Annotated in this window: 17 protein-coding genes; 6 read left to right on the forward strand and 11 right to left on the reverse strand. The window is 63.6% G+C overall.

Annotated features, from left to right (window positions below; all coding sequences use genetic code 11):
- Window positions 1-13 precede the first annotated feature (13 nt).
- Both ABH945_RS02135 and ABH945_RS02140 read left to right on the forward strand, forming a co-directional pair.
- Window positions 14-448, forward strand: a complete 435-nt coding sequence (locus tag ABH945_RS02135) for a signal peptidase (protein ID WP_429250350.1) — start codon at window positions 14-16, stop codon at window positions 446-448.
- Between the two features lie 52 nt (window positions 449-500).
- Window positions 501-944 carry an excinuclease ABC subunit A gene (locus ABH945_RS02140; protein ID WP_074765171.1) on the forward strand — a complete coding sequence of 148 codons (444 nt, stop codon included), beginning with the start codon at window positions 501-503 and terminating at the stop codon, window positions 942-944.
- An 81-nt stretch (window positions 945-1,025) separates the two neighbouring features.
- Here ABH945_RS02140 and ABH945_RS02145 read toward each other — a convergent pair whose 3' ends face one another.
- Window positions 1,026-1,754 (reverse strand): class I SAM-dependent methyltransferase, encoded by a 729-nt coding sequence (locus tag ABH945_RS02145; RefSeq protein WP_429249574.1) that lies wholly within the window; start codon window positions 1,752-1,754, stop codon window positions 1,026-1,028.
- Window positions 1,755-1,883: 129 nt separating this feature from the next.
- Here ABH945_RS02145 and ABH945_RS02150 point away from each other — a divergent pair, with 129 nt between their 5' ends.
- Window positions 1,884-3,110, forward strand: coding sequence for an NAD(P)/FAD-dependent oxidoreductase (locus tag ABH945_RS02150; RefSeq protein WP_074765167.1), 1,227 nt, complete (start codon window positions 1,884-1,886; stop codon window positions 3,108-3,110).
- A 90-nt stretch (window positions 3,111-3,200) separates the two neighbouring features.
- Here the strand turns inward: ABH945_RS02150 and guaD are convergent, their stop codons facing one another.
- From guaD to ABH945_RS02190, 8 genes are all read right to left on the reverse strand, one after another.
- Entirely contained in the window at window positions 3,201-4,583 is a 1,383-nt protein-coding gene (gene guaD, locus ABH945_RS02155) for a guanine deaminase (protein ID WP_429249575.1), read from the reverse strand.
- Window positions 4,584-4,686: 103 nt separating this feature from the next.
- The gene (locus tag ABH945_RS02160) at window positions 4,687-5,739 is read right to left on the reverse strand and encodes an adenosine deaminase (RefSeq protein WP_429249576.1); all 1,053 of its coding nucleotides are present in this window, start codon (window positions 5,737-5,739) and stop codon (window positions 4,687-4,689) included.
- Between the two features lie 88 nt (window positions 5,740-5,827).
- Window positions 5,828-6,847 (reverse strand): xanthine dehydrogenase accessory protein XdhC, encoded by a 1,020-nt coding sequence (gene xdhC / locus ABH945_RS02165; protein ID WP_429249577.1) that lies wholly within the window; start codon window positions 6,845-6,847, stop codon window positions 5,828-5,830.
- A gap of 145 nt (window positions 6,848-6,992) precedes the next feature.
- Window positions 6,993-9,407, reverse strand: coding sequence for a xanthine dehydrogenase molybdopterin binding subunit (gene xdhB / locus ABH945_RS02170; protein WP_429249578.1), 2,415 nt, complete (start codon window positions 9,405-9,407; stop codon window positions 6,993-6,995).
- Entirely contained in the window at window positions 9,407-10,954 is a 1,548-nt protein-coding gene (xdhA, locus tag ABH945_RS02175) for a xanthine dehydrogenase small subunit (RefSeq protein ID WP_429249579.1), read from the reverse strand. Before xdhA ends, xdhB begins: the two co-directional genes overlap by 1 nt.
- Window positions 10,955-11,357: 403 nt before the next feature.
- Complete coding sequence (locus tag ABH945_RS02180; RefSeq protein ID WP_074765157.1) at window positions 11,358-11,867, reverse strand: disulfide bond formation protein B; 510 nt, start codon at window positions 11,865-11,867, stop codon at window positions 11,358-11,360.
- A 111-nt stretch (window positions 11,868-11,978) separates the two neighbouring features.
- Window positions 11,979-13,358: an amidase gene (locus tag ABH945_RS02185; RefSeq protein ID WP_429249580.1), complete on the reverse strand. Its 1,380-nt coding sequence runs from the start codon at window positions 13,356-13,358 to the stop codon at window positions 11,979-11,981.
- A 111-nt stretch (window positions 13,359-13,469) separates the two neighbouring features.
- A complete protein-coding gene (locus ABH945_RS02190; RefSeq protein WP_429249581.1) occupies window positions 13,470-14,141 on the reverse strand; it encodes a GntR family transcriptional regulator in 672 nt (223 codons plus the stop codon).
- A 221-nt stretch (window positions 14,142-14,362) separates the two neighbouring features.
- Between ABH945_RS02190 and ABH945_RS02195 the strand changes: the two genes are divergently transcribed.
- The 3 genes from ABH945_RS02195 (at window position 14,363) to ABH945_RS02205 (ending at window position 19,135) form a co-directional block, all read left to right on the forward strand.
- Window positions 14,363-16,120 carry a cation:proton antiporter gene (locus tag ABH945_RS02195; protein ID WP_074765151.1) on the forward strand — a complete coding sequence of 586 codons (1,758 nt, stop codon included), beginning with the start codon at window positions 14,363-14,365 and terminating at the stop codon, window positions 16,118-16,120.
- Window positions 16,121-16,317: 197 nt separating this feature from the next.
- Window positions 16,318-17,973: a gamma-glutamyl-gamma-aminobutyrate hydrolase family protein gene (locus ABH945_RS02200; protein WP_429249582.1), complete on the forward strand. Its 1,656-nt coding sequence runs from the start codon at window positions 16,318-16,320 to the stop codon at window positions 17,971-17,973.
- 439 nt (window positions 17,974-18,412) lie between these two features.
- The gene (locus ABH945_RS02205) at window positions 18,413-19,135 is read left to right on the forward strand and encodes a DUF2968 domain-containing protein (protein ID WP_429249583.1); all 723 of its coding nucleotides are present in this window, start codon (window positions 18,413-18,415) and stop codon (window positions 19,133-19,135) included.
- 81 nt (window positions 19,136-19,216) lie between these two features.
- On the opposite strand, the gene ABH945_RS02210 is transcribed toward ABH945_RS02205, so the two are convergent.
- Window positions 19,217-20,299, reverse strand: a complete 1,083-nt coding sequence (locus ABH945_RS02210) for a hypothetical protein (RefSeq protein WP_429249584.1) — start codon at window positions 20,297-20,299, stop codon at window positions 19,217-19,219.
- A gap of 332 nt (window positions 20,300-20,631) precedes the next feature.
- Window positions 20,632-21,162 carry an N-acetyltransferase family protein gene (locus tag ABH945_RS02215; protein ID WP_429249585.1) on the reverse strand — a complete coding sequence of 177 codons (531 nt, stop codon included), beginning with the start codon at window positions 21,160-21,162 and terminating at the stop codon, window positions 20,632-20,634.
- Window positions 21,163-21,434 lie beyond the last annotated feature (272 nt).

Raw genomic sequence — 21,434 nt, forward strand, 5'->3', positions numbered from 1 at the left:
GACAACAAAAGTGATAACGACAACAGTAAAGAAGCTGGCCGCATTCGGTGCATTCGCGATCGTCGCGGCGACGCAAACGGGCTGCGCCACGCAGGTGAAATCGCTGCCGCTGTCGTCCGCTGCGAGTCAGTCGCACGATGGCGTGCAGGTGTACTTCGGCCAGCAGAATCATCCGGCGGTGGGGCGTCAGTTGGGCGACGTGAACTATTCGGTGCGGGTTGCGCGCAATGTCGCGACCGCCGAGCAGGCATGCTCGGACGCGCTCGCCGAAGGGATGCACAGGCTGCGTGAAGCAGCACGCGCGCAACACGCCAATGCCGTCATCGATGTATCGACGCGCTTTCACAGTACCGAAAGCACGTCACCCGACGCCTTCACGTGCGGCGTCAGTTCGAGTGCCGCCGCAGTTGCGGTGCGCGGACGACTCGTCGTACTGGAAGCGAATTAAGCTGCAATCAAATAGAACTCATCAACGCAATAACGACTACCTGGGGGTCTCAATGAAACGCCATCTGATGTTTGCCGCATTGTTTGCTTCTGTCGCTACGCTCACCGCCGCGCCGGCTTTTGCACGCGACACCGTCTCTACCTATCCGATCGATCAGGCATTGCATAGCGAGCCGGGCAAGGTCGGCGACGACGTCGCCCTGTATTTCGCCGGACAGTCGCATCCGCGCGTCGACAAGACGATGGGTGAATTCTCGACCAACAAGAAGACCAATGCATTCGGCCGCAGCGACCTGGATGCATGTCAGCACGTGTTCCTTTCGGCGGTGCAGGAGTTGCAGGAGCGCGCGCGCAAGGAAGGCGGCAACGCGGTGATCAACATCAAGAGCAACTACAAGAAAGACGTGCGCGAGAGCGCGACCGAATACACGTGCGGAGCAGGTGCGATGGTCGCGGGCGTCGCGCTGAAAGGCGACGTGGTGACGTTGCGCAAGTAAGGCGACAGCGGATGCCGGAGTAACAGCAAGGCGGCGAGTCGCCGCCTTCGTCTGTCAATCGTGCACTGTGCTTCGCGCGCTTTAACCTGGCTTGACCGCCGCGACATTGACGAGCGTCTCACGACGCTTGCCGGGTCGCGGACGGTATAGCCCGAGCCGTTCGAGCAGACCGAAATCTTTCGCGCGGCTCCACCACAGGTACGGCAGCGAGATGTTGTGTTTGCCGAACCGGAAGCCGCCGTGGCGAAGCATGTCGAGATAACCGTCGGCGCTTTTTTGCACCTGCATCGGATGACGGAACAGCAGCCGGATCACCCACGATTTGATATACGCGTCGGTCGATTCCGCGAACAGCAGAATGCCGCCCGGTTTCAGTATGCGGTGGAATTCGGCGAGTGCGCGTTCCTGTTCGACCAGATGATGAAACGTTTGATGACAGAACACGATATCCGCGCTGGCGTCCGGCAACGACAGCTGCGCGCAGTCACCGTGCATCAATTCGATATCGGCAACCAGCGGACGGCACGCATTGGCCGCAGCGGCTGCCAGCGTCAGCGAAGGCTCATGAAAATCGATCCCGACTATGCGGCGCGGCTTGAACGCTTCTGCAAGCAGGCGAAACGAAATGCCTTGCCCGCAACCCACGTCGACGATGACCGGCGCGACGGGCAACGGAGTGCCGATCAGGCCTTTCAGATCGTTGATCGCGACTCTCAGCACATGATGTTCCCATGTGTGGGTCCGCAGAAACCAGGTGCCGAATGCCGTCTCCGGGACGAACGGCACAGTGGATGATTCGGATGACGACATATCGCGTTTTCCTCGGGGAGATTTTTTGATCCTGCTGGCAGGCGCGATTGTAGCGAGAACTGAAGATACAGCGAAACGCTGTACATAACTTATAAACAATCGAGGGAAGAATTGAGCAAACATTTGGCAATGCCGTCGTCGGTCGACGTCGCGATTATCGGCGCGGGACCGGCGGGCGCGGTTGCTGCTGCGCTGTTGCGTAAGGCCGGCCGTTCGGTGCTCGTGCTGGAGCGCCAGCATTTTCCGCGCTTCTCCATCGGCGAGAGCCTTTTGCCGCAAAGCATGGCTTATCTGGAAGAGGCCGGCATGCTGCAGGCAGTGGTCGAGGCCGGTTTTCAGTACAAGAACGGCGCGCATTTTATTTATCGCGACAAGTCGTCCACGTTCGATTTCCGCGACAAGCATTCGCCCGGTTGGGGCACCACGTATCAGGTCGAGCGTGCCGCGTTCGACGACATCCTGATTCGCTGCGCGGCGCAGCAGGGCGCCGACGTGCGCTTCGGTCAAACGGTGACGTCGGTTCGCACGGGGGACGCGCCGGTCGTCGAGGTGGTCGACGAGGCGGGCAATGCTCATCAGATCGAAGCGCGTTTCGTGCTGGATGCGAGCGGCTTTGGCCGTGTGCTGCCGCGTCTGCTGAATCTCGAAGCGCCCACCCGGATGCCTACGCGCGCCGCGCTTTTCACGCATGTCCGCGACGGTATTCCGGTCGACGCGAGCGACCGCAACAAGATCTGCGTCGCCACGCACCCGGAGCGCCGCGACGTGTGGTTCTGGATGATTCCGCTGGCGGGCGGCCGCTCGTCGGTGGGATGTGTCGCCGAGGCGAGCTTCCTCGGCATGCCGGAAGCGGAGCGCGAAGCGGCGTTGCGCACGCTGATCCAGCAGGAGCCGACGCTGAACCGGTTGATCGGCAACGCGCCGTTCCTGATGCCGGTGCGGCATATCGGCGGCTACTCGGCGAACGTCGAACGTCTGCATGGGCCGGGTTACGCGTTGCTCGGCAATGCGGGCGAATTCCTCGATCCGGTGTTTTCGTCAGGGGTGACGATTGCGCTGCGCTCGGCGCAGCTTGCCGTGCAGACCTTGAACCGCCAGCTCGATGGCGAGCCGGTTGACTGGGCGACCGCTTACGACCGGCCGTTGCGCAAGGGGATCGACGCGTTCCGCGCGTTCGTCGAACGCTGGTACACCGGCGAGTTGCAGGACATCATTTACTACCCGGAGCAGACGCCGTCCATCCGCCGGATGATCAGCGCGGTTCTGGCGGGCTATGCATGGGATGAATCGAATCCGTACGTGGCCGATCCGGTCCGCCGATTGACTGCGTTGCATGAGGTTTGCACGCAGCGGTGACGATGCAATGCCGACGTTGAAATGAAAACGGCGCTTCCGTGAAACGAAGCGCCGTTTTTTATTGGCCCGCGTGAGCGGGATCGGGCCAGATCAAGCCGCGATCCTCGCCGCGCCTGTCGCGTTCTGCCGCCCCGCATCCCGTCGATGCACCCGCTTGCCCGCCGCATACGTTTCATAAATCGCGCGGTCGTCGCCGAGCAGTGCAAACGCGAACAGCAATTCCTCCAGCGACTCCGTACGCGCGGTACGTCGCGCGAGCAACGGCGTCGCCTGCGGATCGAGCACCACGAAGTCCGCTTCCGTCGACGGCTTCAACGTGCCGACCTTGTCCGTGAGATCGAGCGCCTTGGCTGCGCCCGCAGTCGCCAGATAGAACATCCGCGTGGCCGTCAGATGATGGCCGCCGAGGCGCGCGACCTTATGCGCTTCGTTCATCGTCTGCAGCATCGAGAACGACGTGCCGCCGCCGACGTCGGTCGCCAGCGCGACCGGCATGCCCGCTTCGTCGGCCTTGTCGAAATCGAACAGGCCGCTGCCGAGAAACAGATTCGAGGTCGGGCAGTGCGACGCGACCGTACCGGTCTGCGCCATGCGTTTGCGGTCTTCCTCGTCGAGGTAGATGCAATGGCCGTACACCGCGCGGCGGCGCAGCAGGCCGTAGTGGTCGTAAATGTCCAGATAGCTGCGGTGACCCGGAAACAGATCGGCGACCCACTTCACTTCGTCGGTATTTTCCGCGACGTGGCTCTGGATGAAGATGTCCGGGTGCTGACCCGCCAGCACGCTGCACGCTTCCAGTTGCGCTTCGGTCGAGGTCGGCGCGAAGCGCGGCGTCAGCGCATACATCTGGCGGCCGCGATTGTGCCAGCGGCCGATCAGCTCGGCGCTGTCGTCATAACCCGATTGCGCGGTGTCGCGCAAAAACTCGGGACAGTTGCGGTCCATTAGCACCTTGCCCGCCACCATCCGCAGATTGCGCGCTTCGCTTTCGGTGAACAGTGCGTCGGCGGATTCCTTGTGGACCGTGCAATACACGAGCGCCGTCGTCGTGCCGCAAGCCAGCAGTTCGTCGACGAAGAAGCTCGCCGTGTCGCGCGCGATCGCGGGGTCGCCGAAGCGCCGCTCGGTCGGGAACGTGTACGTGTCGAGCCACGGCAACAAACCCGGCGCCGGCGACGCGATCATGTCCGTCTGCGGATAGTGGATGTGCGTATCGATAAAACCCGGCACGATCAGCTTGTCGCGCATCTCCTGCACCTGCGTGCCGGGCGCGAGTCGCGACGCGAGCGCCGCATATGCGCCCGCCGCGACGACATGGCCGTCTTCGACGATCAGCAGACCGTCTTCGTTGAACACCGCCGCGTCGGGCGATTGTGCAGGGTCGCCGTTGAAGGTCAGCAATTGCGCGCGGAACGCGGCCTGGCCGGATTGGCCCGATTGAGCCTTCACGGCCGGGTTAGTCGATTGAGTCATGGAAAAACCGTCTCCAGATGTGTGAACCGGACAGCGCGGGCGGCGCTTCGGTCACGCGCTTTCGAGAAGCCCGTGACGCCGCCGGCTGTCCATTACCAGCCCGTCATTGCGGGCCGCTTTGATGCCAGTGCGCGTCGAGCTTCGCGATCAGTTCGCTGCGTTGCTCAGGCGTCACGAACGACGCTTCGAAGCTGTTGCGGATGATCGTGTAGACCTCGGCATCGTTGAGCTTCAACGCGTCGATGATGGCGAAATAGTTGGCGTTCACGTAGCCGCCGAAGTAGGCCGGGTCGTCGGAGTTCACCGTGACGGCGACGCCGCGATCGAGCAGGTCCTTCAGCGTGTGCTTCGTCATGTCGTCGAACACGCAGAGCTTGAGGTTCGACAGCGGGCACACGGTCAGCGCGACGCGCGTATCGGCAAGACGCGTGACCAGCGCGGCGTCTTCGATGCTGCGCACGCCGTGATCGACGCGATCCACTTTCAGCAGATCGAGCGCTTCGTAGATATACGACGGCGGGCCTTCTTCACCCGCATGCGCGACGAGCTTCAGACCCAGCGCGCGCGCCTTGGCAAACACGCGCTCGAACTTCGAAGGCGGATGGCCGCGTTCCGACGAATCCAGCCCGACGCCGATCAGACGATGCTTGTACTGGTCGAACAAAGGCCGTGCTTCTTCGAACGTGGCGAGCGCATCGTCTTCGGACAGATGGCGCAGGAAACACAGGATCAGCTTGCTCGTCATGCCGCGCTTTTCCGCGTCGGCGAGCGCGCGTTCGATCCCCGCGACCACAGTCGCGATCGCGACACCGCGTTCGGTGTGCGTCTGCGGATCGAAGAAGATTTCGCTGTGGATCACGTTGTCGGCGAGGCAGCGTTCGACGTACGCCATTGTCATGTCGTAGAAGTCCTGCTCGTGCAGCAGCACGCTCGCGCCCGCGTAGTAAATATCGAGGAACGATTGCAGATCGGTGAACGCATAGGCGGCGCGCAGCGCGTCGATCGAGTCGTACGCGAGCTTCACGCCGTTGCGTTCGGCGAGCGCGAAAATCAGTTCGGGTTCGAGCGAGCCTTCGATGTGAATGTGCAGTTCGGCCTTCGGGGCACGTGCAGCTTTTTCAATCAGCGTCGTGGAGGGTGCAGTCGTTGTAGTCATGATGAATTTGCGTTTGTTAGAGTCGGTTCGCCGGATGCGTTCGATTCAGCCCGAAGCGCTGGTCAGTTCGATCAACCCGTGCCATGCGTCAAACCGTCTGCTGGGTCGCGTGGTGCGTGCCCGCGTTTGCCTCGACCGCCTGCAACACCTGCGCGGCCGCCGAAATCGCAATGACTTCCGGCGACTTGTCGACGATTCCGTCGACGCCGAGCGGACACTTCATCCGCGCAACCTGCGACGGGTCGATGCCGCGTGCGGCCAGCCGATGTTCGAACTGCTTGCGCTTGCTATGCGAGCCGATCATGCCGAAGAACGCGAAATCGCCACGCCGCAAGATGCGCTCGGCCAGGTCGAGATCGAGCGCATGGTTGTGCGTCATCACGATGAAGTACGTGTTCGGCGTGGCCTGGTCGATCGCTTCGTCGGGCGCGTCGTTGGCATCGATCTTGAGGTTCGGCGCGTGCAGCGATTCCAGCGGCGGAAACTGCGCGTCGCGTTCGTCGACCCAGCGCACGGTGCAGGGCAGCGTGGCGAGCACGCGAACCAGCGCGGCGCCCACGTGACCGGCGCCGAACAGCACGACGGAGAAGTCGCCTGGCGCGATGGTTTCGGTGAGCAGCGCACCGCTGTCGTCGAAGCCTGCGCCGTCCCACAGCAGACAGTCCGCCGCGTCGACGCCCGGTTCGGGGTCGGACAGCATCACCGCATCCGGTGCGGGGCCGAATGATACGCTACGCACCGTCGAAAGGCCGGCAGCCGTGCGTTTCGCGAGCGACGTGATCCAGCCGAGGTCGGCGATATCGAGCCGTTCGAACGCGAGAATCACCGCGCCGCCGCAGCATTGGCCGAGGCTCGGACCGAGCGCGAAACGCTCGAGCCGGCGCATATGCGGCGAGCGCATGCCGTCGCGCAACACCTGGCGCGCGGTCTCGATGGCTTTCCACTCGAGATGGCCGCCTCCAATCGTATATTTCGCCGATTCGCGCGTGACGATCATCCTGGTGCCGGCTTCGCGGGGCGCCGAACCTTCGACGCGCGCGACCGTCACCAGCACGGCGGCGTCGCCGTGAGCGAGGAGGTGCTGCAGGTCAGGTAGCCAGGCTTGCATCCGGCGGTTCTCCATACTGGGCCGCGCGGGGCGTCCGTGCGGCGGGTTGCTTGTGGCGTGATGCGGTTGTGTTGCTTCAGTATTGCCTGGGTGTCGCGTTATGCCGTTGGGCTATTCGGGTTGCTTTCCTTGTTGACCGTTTCCGTCAGGCGGTCGTGTCCGTTGTGACCGGCTCCGCTGCATGGTCTTCACTCGTGCTCGCGGATTGCAACGCGTCCAGCGCATCGAGTATCGCTTCGGGTGTGGCGGGCGCTCTCAACAATGGAGCACGTTGCGCGCCCGGCACAGCCGCTGCGATGGCATCGCGGATCGCCAGAAACACCGAGAACGGCAGTAGCAAAGGCGGCTCGCCGACAGCCTTCGAACGGAACACGGTCGGCTCGGCGTTCTGATTCTGGTAAAGCTGCACGCGAAACGCGGCGGGCGTGTCGCTGACAGCGGGAATCTTGTACGTGGACGGCGCATGCGTCATCAGACGGCCATCGCGGTTCCACCATAGTTCTTCGGTGGTGAGCCAGCCCATGCCCTGAATAAAGCCGCCTTCCACCTGACCGATGTCGATAGCGGGGTTGATCGACTGACCGGCATCGTGCAGCACGTCGGCGCGCACGAGTTTCCATTCGCCGGTCAACGTGTCGATCACGACTTCGGACACGGCCGCGCCATACGCGAAGTAATAAAACGGGTGACCGGTCAGCGTTTTCGCATCCCAGTGTACTTTCGGCGTCGTGTAGAAACCGTCCGACCACAACTGCACGCGCGCGAGATACGCCGCGCCGACCAGCTGTTCGAACGGCATCGCGCCGTCATTGACCGACACCGTGCCGTGCGCGAACTGCACGTCGTCCGCGTGGCCGCCGAGTTGCTTCGCCGCGAGTTCCGCGAGCCTTAAGCGAATCGTGCGCGCGGCGGCCTCGGCCGCCTTGCCGTTCAGATCGCTGCCGGTGGACGCCGCTGTCGCCGACGTATTCGCAACCTTGGACGTGTCGGTCGCCGTGACCCGCACGCGCGACAACGGCAAGCCAAGCTGATTGGCGACCACCTGCGCGACCTTGGTGTTCAAGCCCTGGCCCATTTCGGTGCCGCCGTGATTCACGAGCACCGAGCCGTCCTTGTACACATGCACCAGCGCACCGGCCTGATTCAGAAACGGCACGTTGAACGAAATACCGAACTTGACCGGCGAAAACGCGAGCCCGCGCTTGAGCACCGGACTGCCTGCGTTGAAGGCCGCAATGGCCTCGCGGCGCGCGCGATAGTCGCTGGTGTCGAGCAGCTCGTCGGTGAGCGGGGCGATGATGTTGTCCTCGACGCGCTGCCCGTACGGCGTCGTATCGCGTTCGCCGATGCCGTAATAGTTGGCGAGCCGTACGTCGAGCGGATCGCAGTTCAACTGACGCGCGATGCTGTCGAGCATCACTTCCATCACCAGCGCGCCTTGCGGTCCGCCGAAACCGCGAAACGCTGTGTTCGACTGCGTATTGGTCTTGCAGCACAGCGCGACGATATCGACGTCGCCGAGGTAGTACGCGTTGTCGAAGTGACACACGGCGCGGGTCGCGACGGCACCTGAAAGATCGGCGGAATAGCCCGCGCGCAACGCAATTTCGACGCGCGCGCCGAGGATCCGGCCGCTGTCGTCGAAACCCGCTTCGTATTCGTAGACCGCGTCGTGGCGCTTGCCGGTGATCATGAAATCGTCGTCGCGATCGGCGCGCAACTTGACCGGACGACGCAGCCGTTTTGCCGCCAGCGCCGCGACGCACGCGAACAGCGCCGATTGCGATTCCTTGCCGCCAAAGCCGCCGCCCATCCGTCGGCATTCGCACACGACGTTGTGCGCGGGCCAGTCGAGCATATGTGCGACGACCTGCTGCATTTCGCTCGGATGCTGCGTCGAACTGTAGACGAGCATGCCGTCCATTTCCTTCGGCACGGCGTACGCGATCTGTCCTTCGAGATAGAACTGTTCCTGGCCGCCGACTTCGAACGTGCCTTTGATCTTGTGCGGCGCGCTCGCGATTTTCGCGTCGGGATCGCCGCGCTTCAGATGCAGCGGCGGCAGCACAAACTGTTTCGCGGCTTTCGCATCGGCGGGCGTGAGGATCGCTTCGAGCGGCTCGTAGCGGATCACGTCGTCGCTTTTCGCGAGCGCCGCCGCGCGGCGGGCGAGCTCATGAGTTTCCGCGATCACCGCGAACACCGGCTGGCCGAGATACAGCACTTCATCGACCGCGAGAATCGGGTCGTCGTGCAGCACCGGGCCGCAATTGTTTTCACCGGGGATGTCGTCGGCGGTCAGCACCGCGACCACGCCGGGCGCTTTCCTGACCGCGTCCAGATCGATCGACACGATTCGGGCGTGCGCATGGCGCGAGAGCCCGAGCGCCGCGTGCAGCGTGCCGTGCAATTCGGCGATGTCGTCGGTGTAGGTTGCTTCGCCGCTCACGTGCAGCGCGGCCGATTCGTGCGGCAGAGAGACGCCGATGGCAGTGTCGTCGCTGGATTGGGCAACGGCGTGCTTAACGGCGTGTTCAACGAAAGTATCGGTGCGGTTCATCACGGCGACTCCTGCGCGACCGGCGCCTCGTGCGCACCGAGGTCGAACGCGAACGCATTCACGTCGAACAGCGCGAGCGGCGCGTCATTGCGCGTTTCCAGATGAAAGCGCCACAGCAGGTTGCGCGCCACCTTCAGCCGGTACGCGCTCGACGCGCGCATGTCGGTGAGCGGCTGGTAATCGGCGACGAGTGCGTTCATCGCCTGGCGCGCTGTGCTTTCGTCCCATGTTGCGCCGTTCAGCACGGCTTCGGTTTGCGCGGCCCGCTTCGGCGTGGCCGCCATCCCGCCAAACGCGATGCGGGCTTCGCGGATCGTGCCGTCGTCGCCGAGGTGCAGCGAGAATGCGGCGCAAACCGCCGAAATGTCCTGATCGTAGCGTTTCGACACCTTGTAAGTACGAAACCGCAGATTGCCCGCCGGACGCGGCACGCGCAGCGCCACGATAAACTCTCCGGCTGCGAGCGCGGTCTTCTGATAGCCGAGATAGAACGCGTCGAGCGGCAGCGTGCGCGTTGTCGGGCCGTGGCGCAGCACGATTTCCGCGTCGAGCGCGAGCAGCGCCGGCATCGAATCGCCAATCGGCGAGCCGTTCGCGACATTGCCGCCGAGCGTGCCCGCGTTGCGGATCGGCCGCGACGCGAAGCGCGTCCACAGTTCGGCGAGTTCGGGGTAGTCGGCGGCGAGGGCGGCGTATGCGTCTTCCAGCGTGACGGCCGCCCCGATGGTCAACGTCTGCGCATCGCGCTCGATGCCCTTCAGTTCGGCGACGTTGCCGATGTACAGGATGTCGCCGAGATCGCGGAACTGCTTGGTGACCCACAGGCCTACGTCGGTGCTGCCCGCCAGCAGCCTTGCCTGGGTGTTGGCCGCGCGCAGCCGGGCGAAGGCGTCGAGCGAAACCGGCGCGTGAAAAGTGTGCGTGCCGAAGGCCGCGCCGCGCGTGTCGGACGCGTGGTATTCGAAGGTGTCTTTGCGTTGCAGCCCGGTTAATGCTTCGGCGACGGCCTCGCGGTCCAGCGCCACGCGCGGGTAATGCGGATAGTCGAACATTTTCTGCGATGCGTCGACAATCGGCCGGTAGCCGGTACAGCGGCACAGATTGCCGGACAGCGCTGCGTTGATTTCGTCGCGGGTGGGGAGGCCTGCATCGGCGGGCTGGTTTTCGTACAGCGCCCACATCGACATGATGAAACCGGGGGTGCAGAAACCGCACTGGGAGCCGTGGCAATCGACCATCGTCTGTTGCACCGGATGCAGCGTGCCGTCGGCGGCGCGCAGGTCTTCGACGGTGAAGAGGGCGCGGCCGTCGAGCGTCGGCAGAAACTGGATGCACGCGTTGACCGCTTTCAGCGCCAGCGCGCCGCGCGCGTCGAGTTCGCCGACGACCACCGTGCACGCGCCGCAATCGCCTTCCGCGCAGCCTTCCTTGGTGCCGGTGCAATGCAGATCCTCGCGCAGGTGCTGAAGCACGGTGCGCGTCGCCGGGACGCCCGCGACCTCACGGACGGACCCCTGGTGATAAAAGCGGATGGTTTGCGTTGTCATGGCGAATCCGAAAGACAGTGCGGACCGGGCGCGCGTTACGCATGGGGTCGTGCCAAAGCCGGCCTCGCGCACGTAGATCGCCATCCAGATCCGAAGATAGCATTACATCGTCTCGAAAATATTTCCCATGTCGCATGAAGCTTATTCGGCGGCGCCCATGCAATCAGTACGATTCGCGGCGCAGCGATAAGTTGCGATACGGCGGAAATGGCGCAAAGCCAAGTAGGGCGGGGGATGGGGGCGTGACCGGCGCGCGGCGCGACGGTGGATTGCTTGGGTCAGGCTTTTGTCAGACGCAAAGAACGAACAGCCGCGCAACCCACTGAGCCAATAAAAAACGCCGGATTTCGCGTTGCCCGTCAAGGGTGCGAAATCCGGCGTTTTCTCAACGCATCAAATGCGTTCAGGCGAACCGGCGGCGATTACGCACGAGGCTGAGCGCCAGCGGAATAAACGCGACCACGAATGCGACCAGCGCCCACATCGGCAGCGTCAGGCCGAGAATCGGCGGATAGGCGGTTTCACACAGCCCGGCGACCTTGAACACGCCCGGCAGCCAATGCGCGGGGGGCAAGCTGTCGACTACCGGCTGCAACGCGTCGAAGCCGCAGCTGAAACCCGGATTGGCCTGCACATAAACGTGCCGCGCGGCGGTCACGATGCCCGCCAACGCCGACAACGCCGCCATGGTTTCCAGCAGCCGTACGCCGCGCCAGCTATTGAAACGCGCGCCGAGGAACGCAAAAATCGCGATCAGCAGGAAAAAATAACGCTGGATGATGCACAACGGGCACGGGTCTTCGTGCAGGAAGTATTGCAGGTACAGCGCACCGCCCACCAGGGCGACGCAGATCAGGCCAAGCAGAACCAGCAGGGAGCGCTCGCGGCGCAGCATCGCATTATCGTTATTCATGGATCGGTAGCGGTCTGGAAACCAAAAGGGTCGGGTGCCCGCGATTCTAGCGCGAACCCCCGCCCCGGCGCTTATCGCACTATTACGGCGTAACCCGGTCGTCAGCCTCGATTAGCGGATCGCGTTGAGCACCGCTTCGGCGCCGCGGCCGATCGCCAGCAGCGAGTCGTCCGCATGCGGCGCGGCCGCGAGCATCAGCCCGACCGGCGCGTCGCCGCGCAGATGGCAGGGCAGCGACAGCGCGCAGCTATCGAGGAAGTTGAACGCGCTCGGATTGCGCAGGATCAACGCATTGGTACGGCCGAACGCGTCGTCGTCGTGAATCAGATCGGCTACGCGAGGCGGCACGACCGGCACCGTCGGCGCAACCACCGCGTCGAAGCGCTGCCACAGCGTGCGGGCGGCTTCGTCGAGCATCGCTTCGCGCTCGGCGAGCAGGTCCAGATAGTCGATTGCGCTGGCCGGTTGGCCTTTCAGAATCCGCACCAGCACGCGCGGATCATATTGTTCGCGATGCTTTTCCAGCAGCGGACGATGCCACGCATACGCCTCGATCGGCGAAAAACCGAAACGGTTGATCTCGGGCAGACGGTCGAGCGGCGCGAACCGCACCTCGCTGACAATCGCGCCGGCCGCTTCCAGATGTTTGAGCGCGGTGTCGATTGCGGCGGCGACTGTCGGCTCGACACCATCGGTGACGAAATTAGTCAGCACGCCGAGGCGCACACCTTCGAGCGGCCTGGCTGCCGGAATGCGCGGCTCCAGCCCCGCCAGCATCCGGTCGACCAGCGCGCAGCACGCCACCGACACGCCGATCGGTCCGAACGAATCGAGCGTCGGCGAAAGCGGCACGCCGCCCTGTTTGGGGATGCGCGACGCGGTCGGTTTGAAGCCGGTCAATCCGCAGAGCGCGGCGGGAATGCGAATCGACCCGCCGGTGTCGGTGCCGAGCGCGACCGCCGCCATGCCGTCCGCGACCGAGGCCGCCGCGCCCGACGACGAACCGCCCGAAATCCGCTCGTCGCCTTTGATGCCGCGCCGGTACGGCGACAGCGGGTGTCCGTAGTGCGGATTCAGGCCGAGCCCGGAGAACGCGAACTCGCTCATGTTGGTCCGCCCGACGATGACCGCGCCCGCCCGCTTCAGGCGTGCGACGGCCACCGCATCGGCCTTGGCCGGCGGCGCGTCGGCGAGCGCGATCGAGCCTGCGCGGGTCGGCTGTCCTTCGATGTCGAACAGGTCTTTCACCGACACCGGAATCCCGGCGAGCGGCGACAGCACCGTGCCCGCCGCGCGCAGACGGTCGTGCGCGTCGGCGGCGGCGCGGGCGTTATCGGCGTCGACATGCATGAAGGCGACCGCGCCCTGGCCGGCCGGATCGGCGATCCGTTCGAGCGCGGTTTCGACGAGCGCGCGGCTCGTGGTGCGTCCGGCGGCGAGGTCGGCGCCAAGCTGGGCAAGCGGCGGGAAGGGCGTGAATTCGGTGGCCATGATGTCGGTGGAAATCCGGTTGAATGGCGTGAAGCCGGTTGGTCGATGGAAAAAGGGTTGGGGTGCCGAAGATGACGCTTCGAATCAACCCATTCTATGAAATGAGCCGGTTCAAAGCCGCCTGAAAAACGTCGCGCGAAACGACTCGATATGCTTTTGCACCGCCTGGCGGGCGCCGTCGGCATCGCGCTCGCGCAGCAGACGGAACAGTTCGAGATGCTCGTCGTGGACGTCTTCCAGATGATGCGGCGCGGACAGCGAAATGAACCAGAAGCGCAGCGAGCGCTCATGCAGACCGCGCAATATCTCGGCGAGCACCGGGTTGCGCGCGGCCGCAGAGATCGCCAGATGAAACTCGCGGTCGATGTCCATCATGCCTTCCACGTCGTGCGCGGCGACGCACACGTCCGAACGGTCCAGCAGCGCCTGCATCGCGTCGTAATTGGGTTGCTGCGCGTGGCGCGCGGCCAGTTCGACGCAGTAGCTCTCGTTGACGAGCCGCACGTCGATGATCGCCAGCACGTCGTCGAGCGAGACCGGCCGGACCATCACGCCTTTTCTCGGCATGATGGTCAGCATCCCTTCGTGCTCCAGCCGGTGCAGCGCCTGATGAACCGGCGTTCTGCCGATGCCGGTCCGCGCCATCAATTCCGCTTCGTTGAGCACCTCGCCCGGCCGCAGCCGCATCGTGATGATCTCGCGCTTGACGAACGCATACGCCTGCCCGGCGAGGCTCGCGACGGTGTTGTCTGCTTGACGGGATAGGTCGGGGCCAGAAGTCATAGGCAAAAAAGTGTGATCAGGCCAAAAATCTCGGCCAAATATTATTGTGATATTTCACAGCCGTCCAATTAATCAAAAATATCGCGGGACCGGCAGGTCGAATCCGGCCCCACACTCAGACGGCCAAATTCAATGCCCTAAAGGCTTCACGCGAATCAAGCGTGGCTTTTTCGTTTGTTACACTGCGCCTTCGCAACATTACTTTTTGTAAGGGCCAGTTTATGCATCAGGGCATCGGTTTCATTCAGGATCTGGCGGTCGTGATGGCGCTCGCGGGCGTCGTCACGGTGCTGTTCCATCGCCTGAAACAGCCGGTGGTGCTGGGTTATATTGCCGCCGGGTTGATCATCGGTCCGTACACGCCGCCGTTCCAGTTGATCCACGACGAGCAGACCATTCAGACGCTCGGCGAACTCGGCGTGGTGTTCCTGATGTTTTCGCTCGGCCTCGAATTCAGTCTGCGCAAGCTCTTTCAGGTCGGCGCGACGGCAATCGTCGCGGCGCTCTCCGAAATCGTGCTGATGCTGTGGATCGGCTACGAGATCGGCCGCGCGTTCGGCTGGAATTCGATGGATTCGCTGTTCCTCGGCGCGATTCTGGCGATTTCGTCGACCACCATCATCGTCAAGGCGCTGTCCGATCTGGGCCTCAAGCGCGAGAACTTCGCGCAACTCGTGTTCGGCATTCTGATCGTCGAGGACATTCTCGCGATTGCAATGCTGGTGCTGCTCACCGGCATCGCCCAGACCGGGCAACTGAGCGCCGGGCTCGCGATGGTGACGCTCGGCAAACTGCTGCTGTTCATGACGGTGTCGCTGGTGGTCGGCCTTCTGGTGGTGCCGCGCGTGCTGAACTACGTGGCGCGCACGCGTAGCGACGAGATGCTGCTGGTGTCGGTGCTGGGCTTCTGCTTCGGCTTCTGTCTGCTGGTCGTCAAGCTCGACTACAGCATTGCGCTCGGCGCGTTCCTGATCGGCGCGATCATGGCCGAATCGCGCCATCTGCATCGCATCGAGCATCTGATCGCGCCGCTGCGCGACGCGTTTTCCGCGATCTTCTTCGTGACGATCGGCCTGATGCTGAACCCGGCCGTGCTGCTCGACTACGCGTGGCCGATCGCGGTGATCACGGTGGCCGTGATCTTCGGCAAACTGATCTCATGCGGGCTCGGCACCTTCCTCGCGGGTAAGGACGGGCGCACCGCGATGCGGGTCGGCATGACCGTTTCGCAGATCGGCGAGTTCTCGTTCATCATCGCGTCGCTCGGCTTGACGCTGAAGGTGACCAGCGCGTTTCTGTATCCGATCGCGGTGGCCGTGTCGGCGCTGACCACGCTGTGCACGCCGTATCTGATCCGCGCCGCCGATCCGCTGACGCGCCGCCTCGGCCACGCCGTGCCGCCGATGCTCGCCAACATGTTCGGCCTGTACGGGCAATGGCTGCGCAGCCTGAGCACCGGAACCGACGAACCGACGCTATTCAGCATGACGCGGCGGATCATTCTGCAGATCGCGGTCAATCTGGCTCTGGTCGCTGCGATCTTTCTGATCGTGTCGTATAGCGCGCCTTATTCGGCGAAGTTTCTTGGGCGCTGGCTGAGTTCCGAACCGATGCAGCGCGTGGTGCTGTGGAGTCTCGCGCTGGTGGTGTCGATGCCGTTTCTGGTCGCGGTGTATCGCAAGACCAAGTCGCTCGCGCTGCTGCTCGCCGAAGTCAGCGTGCAACCGGCGACGGCGGGGCGTCTCACGAGTGCGTTGCGTTACGCGATTTCTGACCTGGTGCCAGTGGTGTCGATGGTCGGCGTCTTCCTGCTGGTCGCGGCGCTCTCGGGCAGCATTTTGCCGCCGACCGGGTTGCTCGCCGCGGTGCTGATCTGCGCTGCGCTTTTGCTGGCGCTGGTGTGGCGCTGGTGTGTGAAGATTCATGCGTCGATGCAGATTGCGTTGCGCGACACGTTCAACGAACAGCCAGATCCTTGAGTTGCGGCGCGGTCTGGCTCGTTCCGACAGTCTCTGGCGGATCCCGCTTCGCCGCGCCCGCCGCCGCAAAAAAGCAAGTTCCCCACGCCACGGGCCAACAATGTGAGCAATTGTGTGCGGGTTTGCCGGGCTAGCGGGGCTGGCGGATAATCAGGGCATATTCATTCGTTCGCGTGGAAGGCGCCTGTCTGACTGTCATGAGCGAAAACAAACCTGAAAACGCCGGTACGCCCGGCAGCCCATCGTCGCCTGCGCCGTCCGGTGCCAATGCCGGCGTTCCCTCCAGCGCCGCTCCCGGCGTGCCGACGCCAGGCACCACGCCGGTCGAACCGGCGGCTTCGCTACCTCCGTCACATGAAGATGCGATCCAGTCGCCGATGAAAGACATCGCCGCAAAATCGGCGGGTGAGGGCGCCACGGCTTCGGCATCGCCGGTTTTGCCCGTTGCGCCGGCGACGGGCACGGCGCGCTCCACCTCGTTACCAGACGACGCATCGGCCAATGCGCATCTCGCCTCAACTCCGTCGGAAGCGGCGGAGGAGGCGGCTGTGAGGTCGTCGACCGACGATCCCGATAGCGCGTCTGCTGTCACGCCAACCGACCCGCAAAGCGCCCGTCAACGTGATGCCGCCGAAGCGCGTAGCTCGGCTGCGGCGTCCACGGCGAAGCAGGAGGCGGCGGTTCATGAACGTGACGCACGGCATGGCCGCGGTCATTCCGAATCCGTCACGTCGACGAATGCCGAACCCGCCGCGGCGACGAAAACCGTCCCGCCCGTTGCGCCGACCCTTGCCAGCAGCGACCCGATTGCCGGCGAACTGACCACCACCATCGAGGCCGAAGACGTTGCCGCGACGGAAGCCGACGCAGCGCCTGCGTCGCGTCCCGCTGGCGCACCGCCGCCCGGATTCGGCGCGGCCCCCGATTTCACCGCGACCAATCCGCCGCCGCCCAACGCGTTGCCGCCGTCGCCGCCGCGCTATCTGAAGCAGAACGATTCGGCGTGGACCGTGTTCGGACGAATCATCGCGGCGCGCGCGCGGCAGCTGTTCGATCGCGCCGGTCAGCGGATCACGCAGCGCACGTTGCGCATCGGCGTGTCGGCGCGGATCTTCCATCCGGAACCCGGCGCGAAGGGTTTGCGCGGCAAGACACTGCAGTACCTGGAAGAGTCGATCGCACATTGGGTGATGTCGCGCGACGTGCTCGTGTTCATGATCCCGACGGTCGGTCATCAGGGCATGCTGCATCCGAGCAACATCCGTTTGCGCGACTACGCAAAGCATCTCGACGGACTGCTGCTGCAAGGTGGCGCCGACGTGTCGCCGCAGTCGTATGCCGAAGCGGCGACCAGTCACGAATGGCCGGGCGACCGCGTGCGCGACATGTACGAACTCGAACTGCTGCATGAGTTCATCGAGTCGGGCAAGCCGGTGCTGGGCGTGTGCCGTGGATGTCAGCTGATCAACGTTGCATTCGGCGGCACGCTGTATCAGGACATCGCCACCGATGTGCCGACAGCGGGCGCGCACGTCAATGAGAACTACGATCAGCATCGTCATGGAATCCATTTCCCGGACGGCTCGACGCTGGTCAACATGTTCCCGGGCCGCCGCGACGCGATCGTCAACTCGATCCACCATCAGGCGGTCAAGACGCTGGGCCGCGATCTCAATATCGAGGCTGTATCGGCATCGGACGGCATCATCGAAGCCGTGCGTTACCGGCGCGCACCTTTCGTGATGGGCGTGCAGTGGCATCCCGAGTTTCATCGCGCGGGCGGCCCGGAATTGCTCGATTGCACGCCGCTGCTCGACACGTTCCTGCGAGTCGCGCGCGAAACGCGTTTTTAACGCGGTGATTTTTTAGGCGCGGCCTCGGACTCGGGCCGCGCTTGCATTTCTACCTTGCACCTTCCCTCGCGCGGATAAAGCTTTAGTCAGGTTGACGCCTGACTAAAGCTTTGGTTTATTCCGGTCTGATTCCCGAGAGCGCGATAGCCAGCAAAGAATTTTCGCAAGCGCCCGACATCCCGATATTGCGGACTCGCTGAGAGCCGCATTCACGCGAATCTACGTGGTGGGTGGATTCGTCCGCACTAGGGCGGATCGCGTTATTTTGGCCGCATCCGAGCCAATTTATTTCGCGACAGGCTATGCATTTACACGGAATGATCCGGCGCCTGTTTATCTTGATTTGAGCCTGATCCAGGCCGTATCTGAGTGCTTCGCTTAACGGCCGATCCGCGCGATAATCGCCGGCTGTTTTGGAATCAGCCTGGAGCAAGGACGTATGACGTATCCCTCAATCGTGCGGCGCGCCGCGTTGCTTGCGACCTCGTGCGCATTGTTGCAACACGCCGGTCTCGTGCTGGCGATGCAAACCGACGAGACCGCGCCGCTCGCCGGCACGCGCCCGGCCATGAGCGCGCTAACGCCGCAGCCTGACGCAGCCACCGCGGCTTTGTCCAACGCGACGGCGAGCACTCCCGACGCGGCCACCGATGCGCAAGGCAACGTCGCCGAGCTCATGCGGATGATTCACGACGAAAAGCTGAGCGAACTGCGCACCACGTACAACGGCAGCTACGGCGCGAGTCTGTTTTTCTATCCGGATGATATGGCGTACTACGTCGCGTTATTTCAGGACAAACATTTCTGGCGCGTGATCAAGACCGGCGATGCCGAGCGGGCCGAGGCCATTTACTCTGGCTTTGCGAAGCAGACGGTGCAACTTGCAGATATCGAGATTCGTCGCACGCAGTTGCAGGCGCAGAAGGCGTACATCCAGGACGTGATCGCGTTGTCTGAGGATCGCGCGAAGCGCTTGCAGGCCGATCTGAATGTGGCGCGCACGCAGCAGGCGAAGGTCGATGATTACCAGCGTCAGACGCAAGGCGAAGCGGCTGTGCTGAGCGCGGAAAAGGCGAAGGCGCAGGCGCAATTGCGGCAGGTGCAAAGCGAAGTTTCGCAGTTGCAGCGGCAGACCGAATCCGGATTGCCGATCCAGAAGTGACGGCATGAACGCAAAAAACCCGGTTTCTGTGACCGGGTTTTTTATGCCGCGACCTTTTTGCGGCGGTGCGTATGAGCGGGCTTACTTCGAGAACTGCTCGGGGATATCCGTCACGCGACGCTGAGACATACGTCCCGACCATCTCGTACCGCCCGGGTCTGTGAGATCGGCGGACGTTGCAATGCGTGAGCGCTGCACGATAGGGCGGAGATGAGTTGCCGCGGACATCGTCACCGACTCGTATTCGTCGATACCGAGGTCTGCTGGCATGAGCGGCGAATAGTCGCCCGCGGCCGACGGTGCTGGCGATTTGCGCGACGCGATTTGCGGCACGGCGATGCGTGATCGGTCATGACGCGTTGTAGTGACGCGGACTTTTCGTTCGATGCCGTGGCGTGCGTTTGCGCGCAGGCTGGGCGACTTTCCGCCGAGTGTATGTGTGCTGCTGTTGCGACGCGCGATGGCGTCGTCGCGGGAAACGTCTCTTGATGCCGAAGCCGGGGCTACCACTGCTGCAGACGCAACGACAGGCTTCGCCTCCACACGAGCTAACGTGGTGCTACGAACCTTCGCGCTCTCTTCGCCGGCATGCGGCCCGGTAGTCGCTGCCGCTTCGGTCGCCTGACGCTTAGCCGGCTCCGATCCCGGACTGACGATCGCCACATCGGCAGACTTAACACTACTGGCCGGATAGCGCTGCTGCGGATGACCGAACGCCACCCACGCAAGCACCGCCACGCCGCCAATCGCGCACGCGCCGCCCGCTACCGCACCCAGGCGAACCGAGCGGCCATTCGGCTGGCGATACACCGGCGCTTCGATCGTTGTGGAATGAATCACACCCTCGTCGACCACGCGAGCGGTCGGCTCGCGGGCGGCTGCATCCACGGTTGCACGCTTGAGGGCAGACGCCGAAGACGCCAGACCCGCCGCCGCACGCCGCGCATCCAGCGGCACCCATTTGCAGAGCGAGAGAATGGCCTGATCGGTGAGGCAGAACGTATGCAGGACGGCGGCATAAAGCGCCTTGAGTTCCGCTCTCCAGTTGCGCGGCGGTGGAAGCAACGCCCAGTCGCGGCCGAACGACGTCGGGACATGGCGAAGCGGGCGCACGCGCGGCATGGCGACGGCACCTTCGATCAGGGTAAGCGGAATGGTGGACATGGTCTCTTCCAGCGCCTCGTAGTAGGGCCGCCGGCTGGCGGTTGCGGGGTCTGCGGGGGACTCGGGCCTCGGGGCGGTACGGGTAACGCGTTCTGTGCGCGGCTTATGGAACCTGAAGGAAACACGGCGGGCCGGACGCGGACAAGTGCCGCGCTCGACTCCCGTTGCAAGTTCCGTGAACGCTATACGGCGAAGCCATCGAGTGCGGAAGATGATGCCGGGGCGCTGCCCCTATATTGATCAGACAGCTCTGAAAAGAGGCAAGGGAAAGGGCCGATCATGCGCAATGCGCCGCTGTTCGGCGCCCGGCAATCGACCGCACGCGTCGTTGTCTAACGATCCAGCCGATACACGTAACGCAACGCGGTGATATCCACGCCGCCCATCCGGTCCGGTTCGGCGCCGGCAAACTGCCAGCCCTGCCGTTCATAGAAACCGATGGCGGGCGTGTTGCCTTCGAGCACGTACAGATACAACTGCGTCTCGCCTTGAGCGCGCGCCCAATCCTCGGCGGCGCGCATCAACAGCTTGCCTGCGCCGATGCCCTGATATCCCGGCAACGCATGCAGGTTATCGAGCAGCACGCCCCACGCCGATTCCGGTTGTCGTTCGACGCACATGAAACCGACAGCCGTGCCGCCAAGCTCGGCGATCAGCACGATACGGCGTTCGCCACCCGGCGCGCCGAGCCGTGCTTCCCAATACGCGGCACGGTCGCGCGTGACTTCACCGTCGAGAAACGCGTCGGGCAACAGGCCGCGATAGGTGGCCTGCCAGCTGGTGCTGTGGATCGATGCGATCAGCGCGGCGTCGTCGAGGGTCGCGGGTCGCAATGAAAGGGTGGGGACGGAGGTGGTTCGCATCGGAGATCGATCAACGGAAGTGCCAGGCCGCAAAGTCTACCGCGCCGCCTGCGGATATTGTCCGTAAGCTTTCTGTATGCATTTCGCGGCAACATCATCAAAGCCAACATTAGATGGTGTGAACACGGCGCGATTTACAACGTTTACCCTGATTCCGTACTGATCCACGAGGCATGAAAATGCAGCGCCCCCGGCGCGTTACTTTTTGAGTCCGACAGCCGGTCCCGCTTGCCACATGCAACGGTTCGTTTCAACTGCCCGACGCCACCGCT

The organism is Paraburkholderia sp. GAS333 (assembly GCF_050435665.1).
In the GTDB taxonomy this organism is placed as follows: Bacteria; Pseudomonadota; Gammaproteobacteria; order Burkholderiales; family Burkholderiaceae; genus Paraburkholderia; species Paraburkholderia fungorum_A.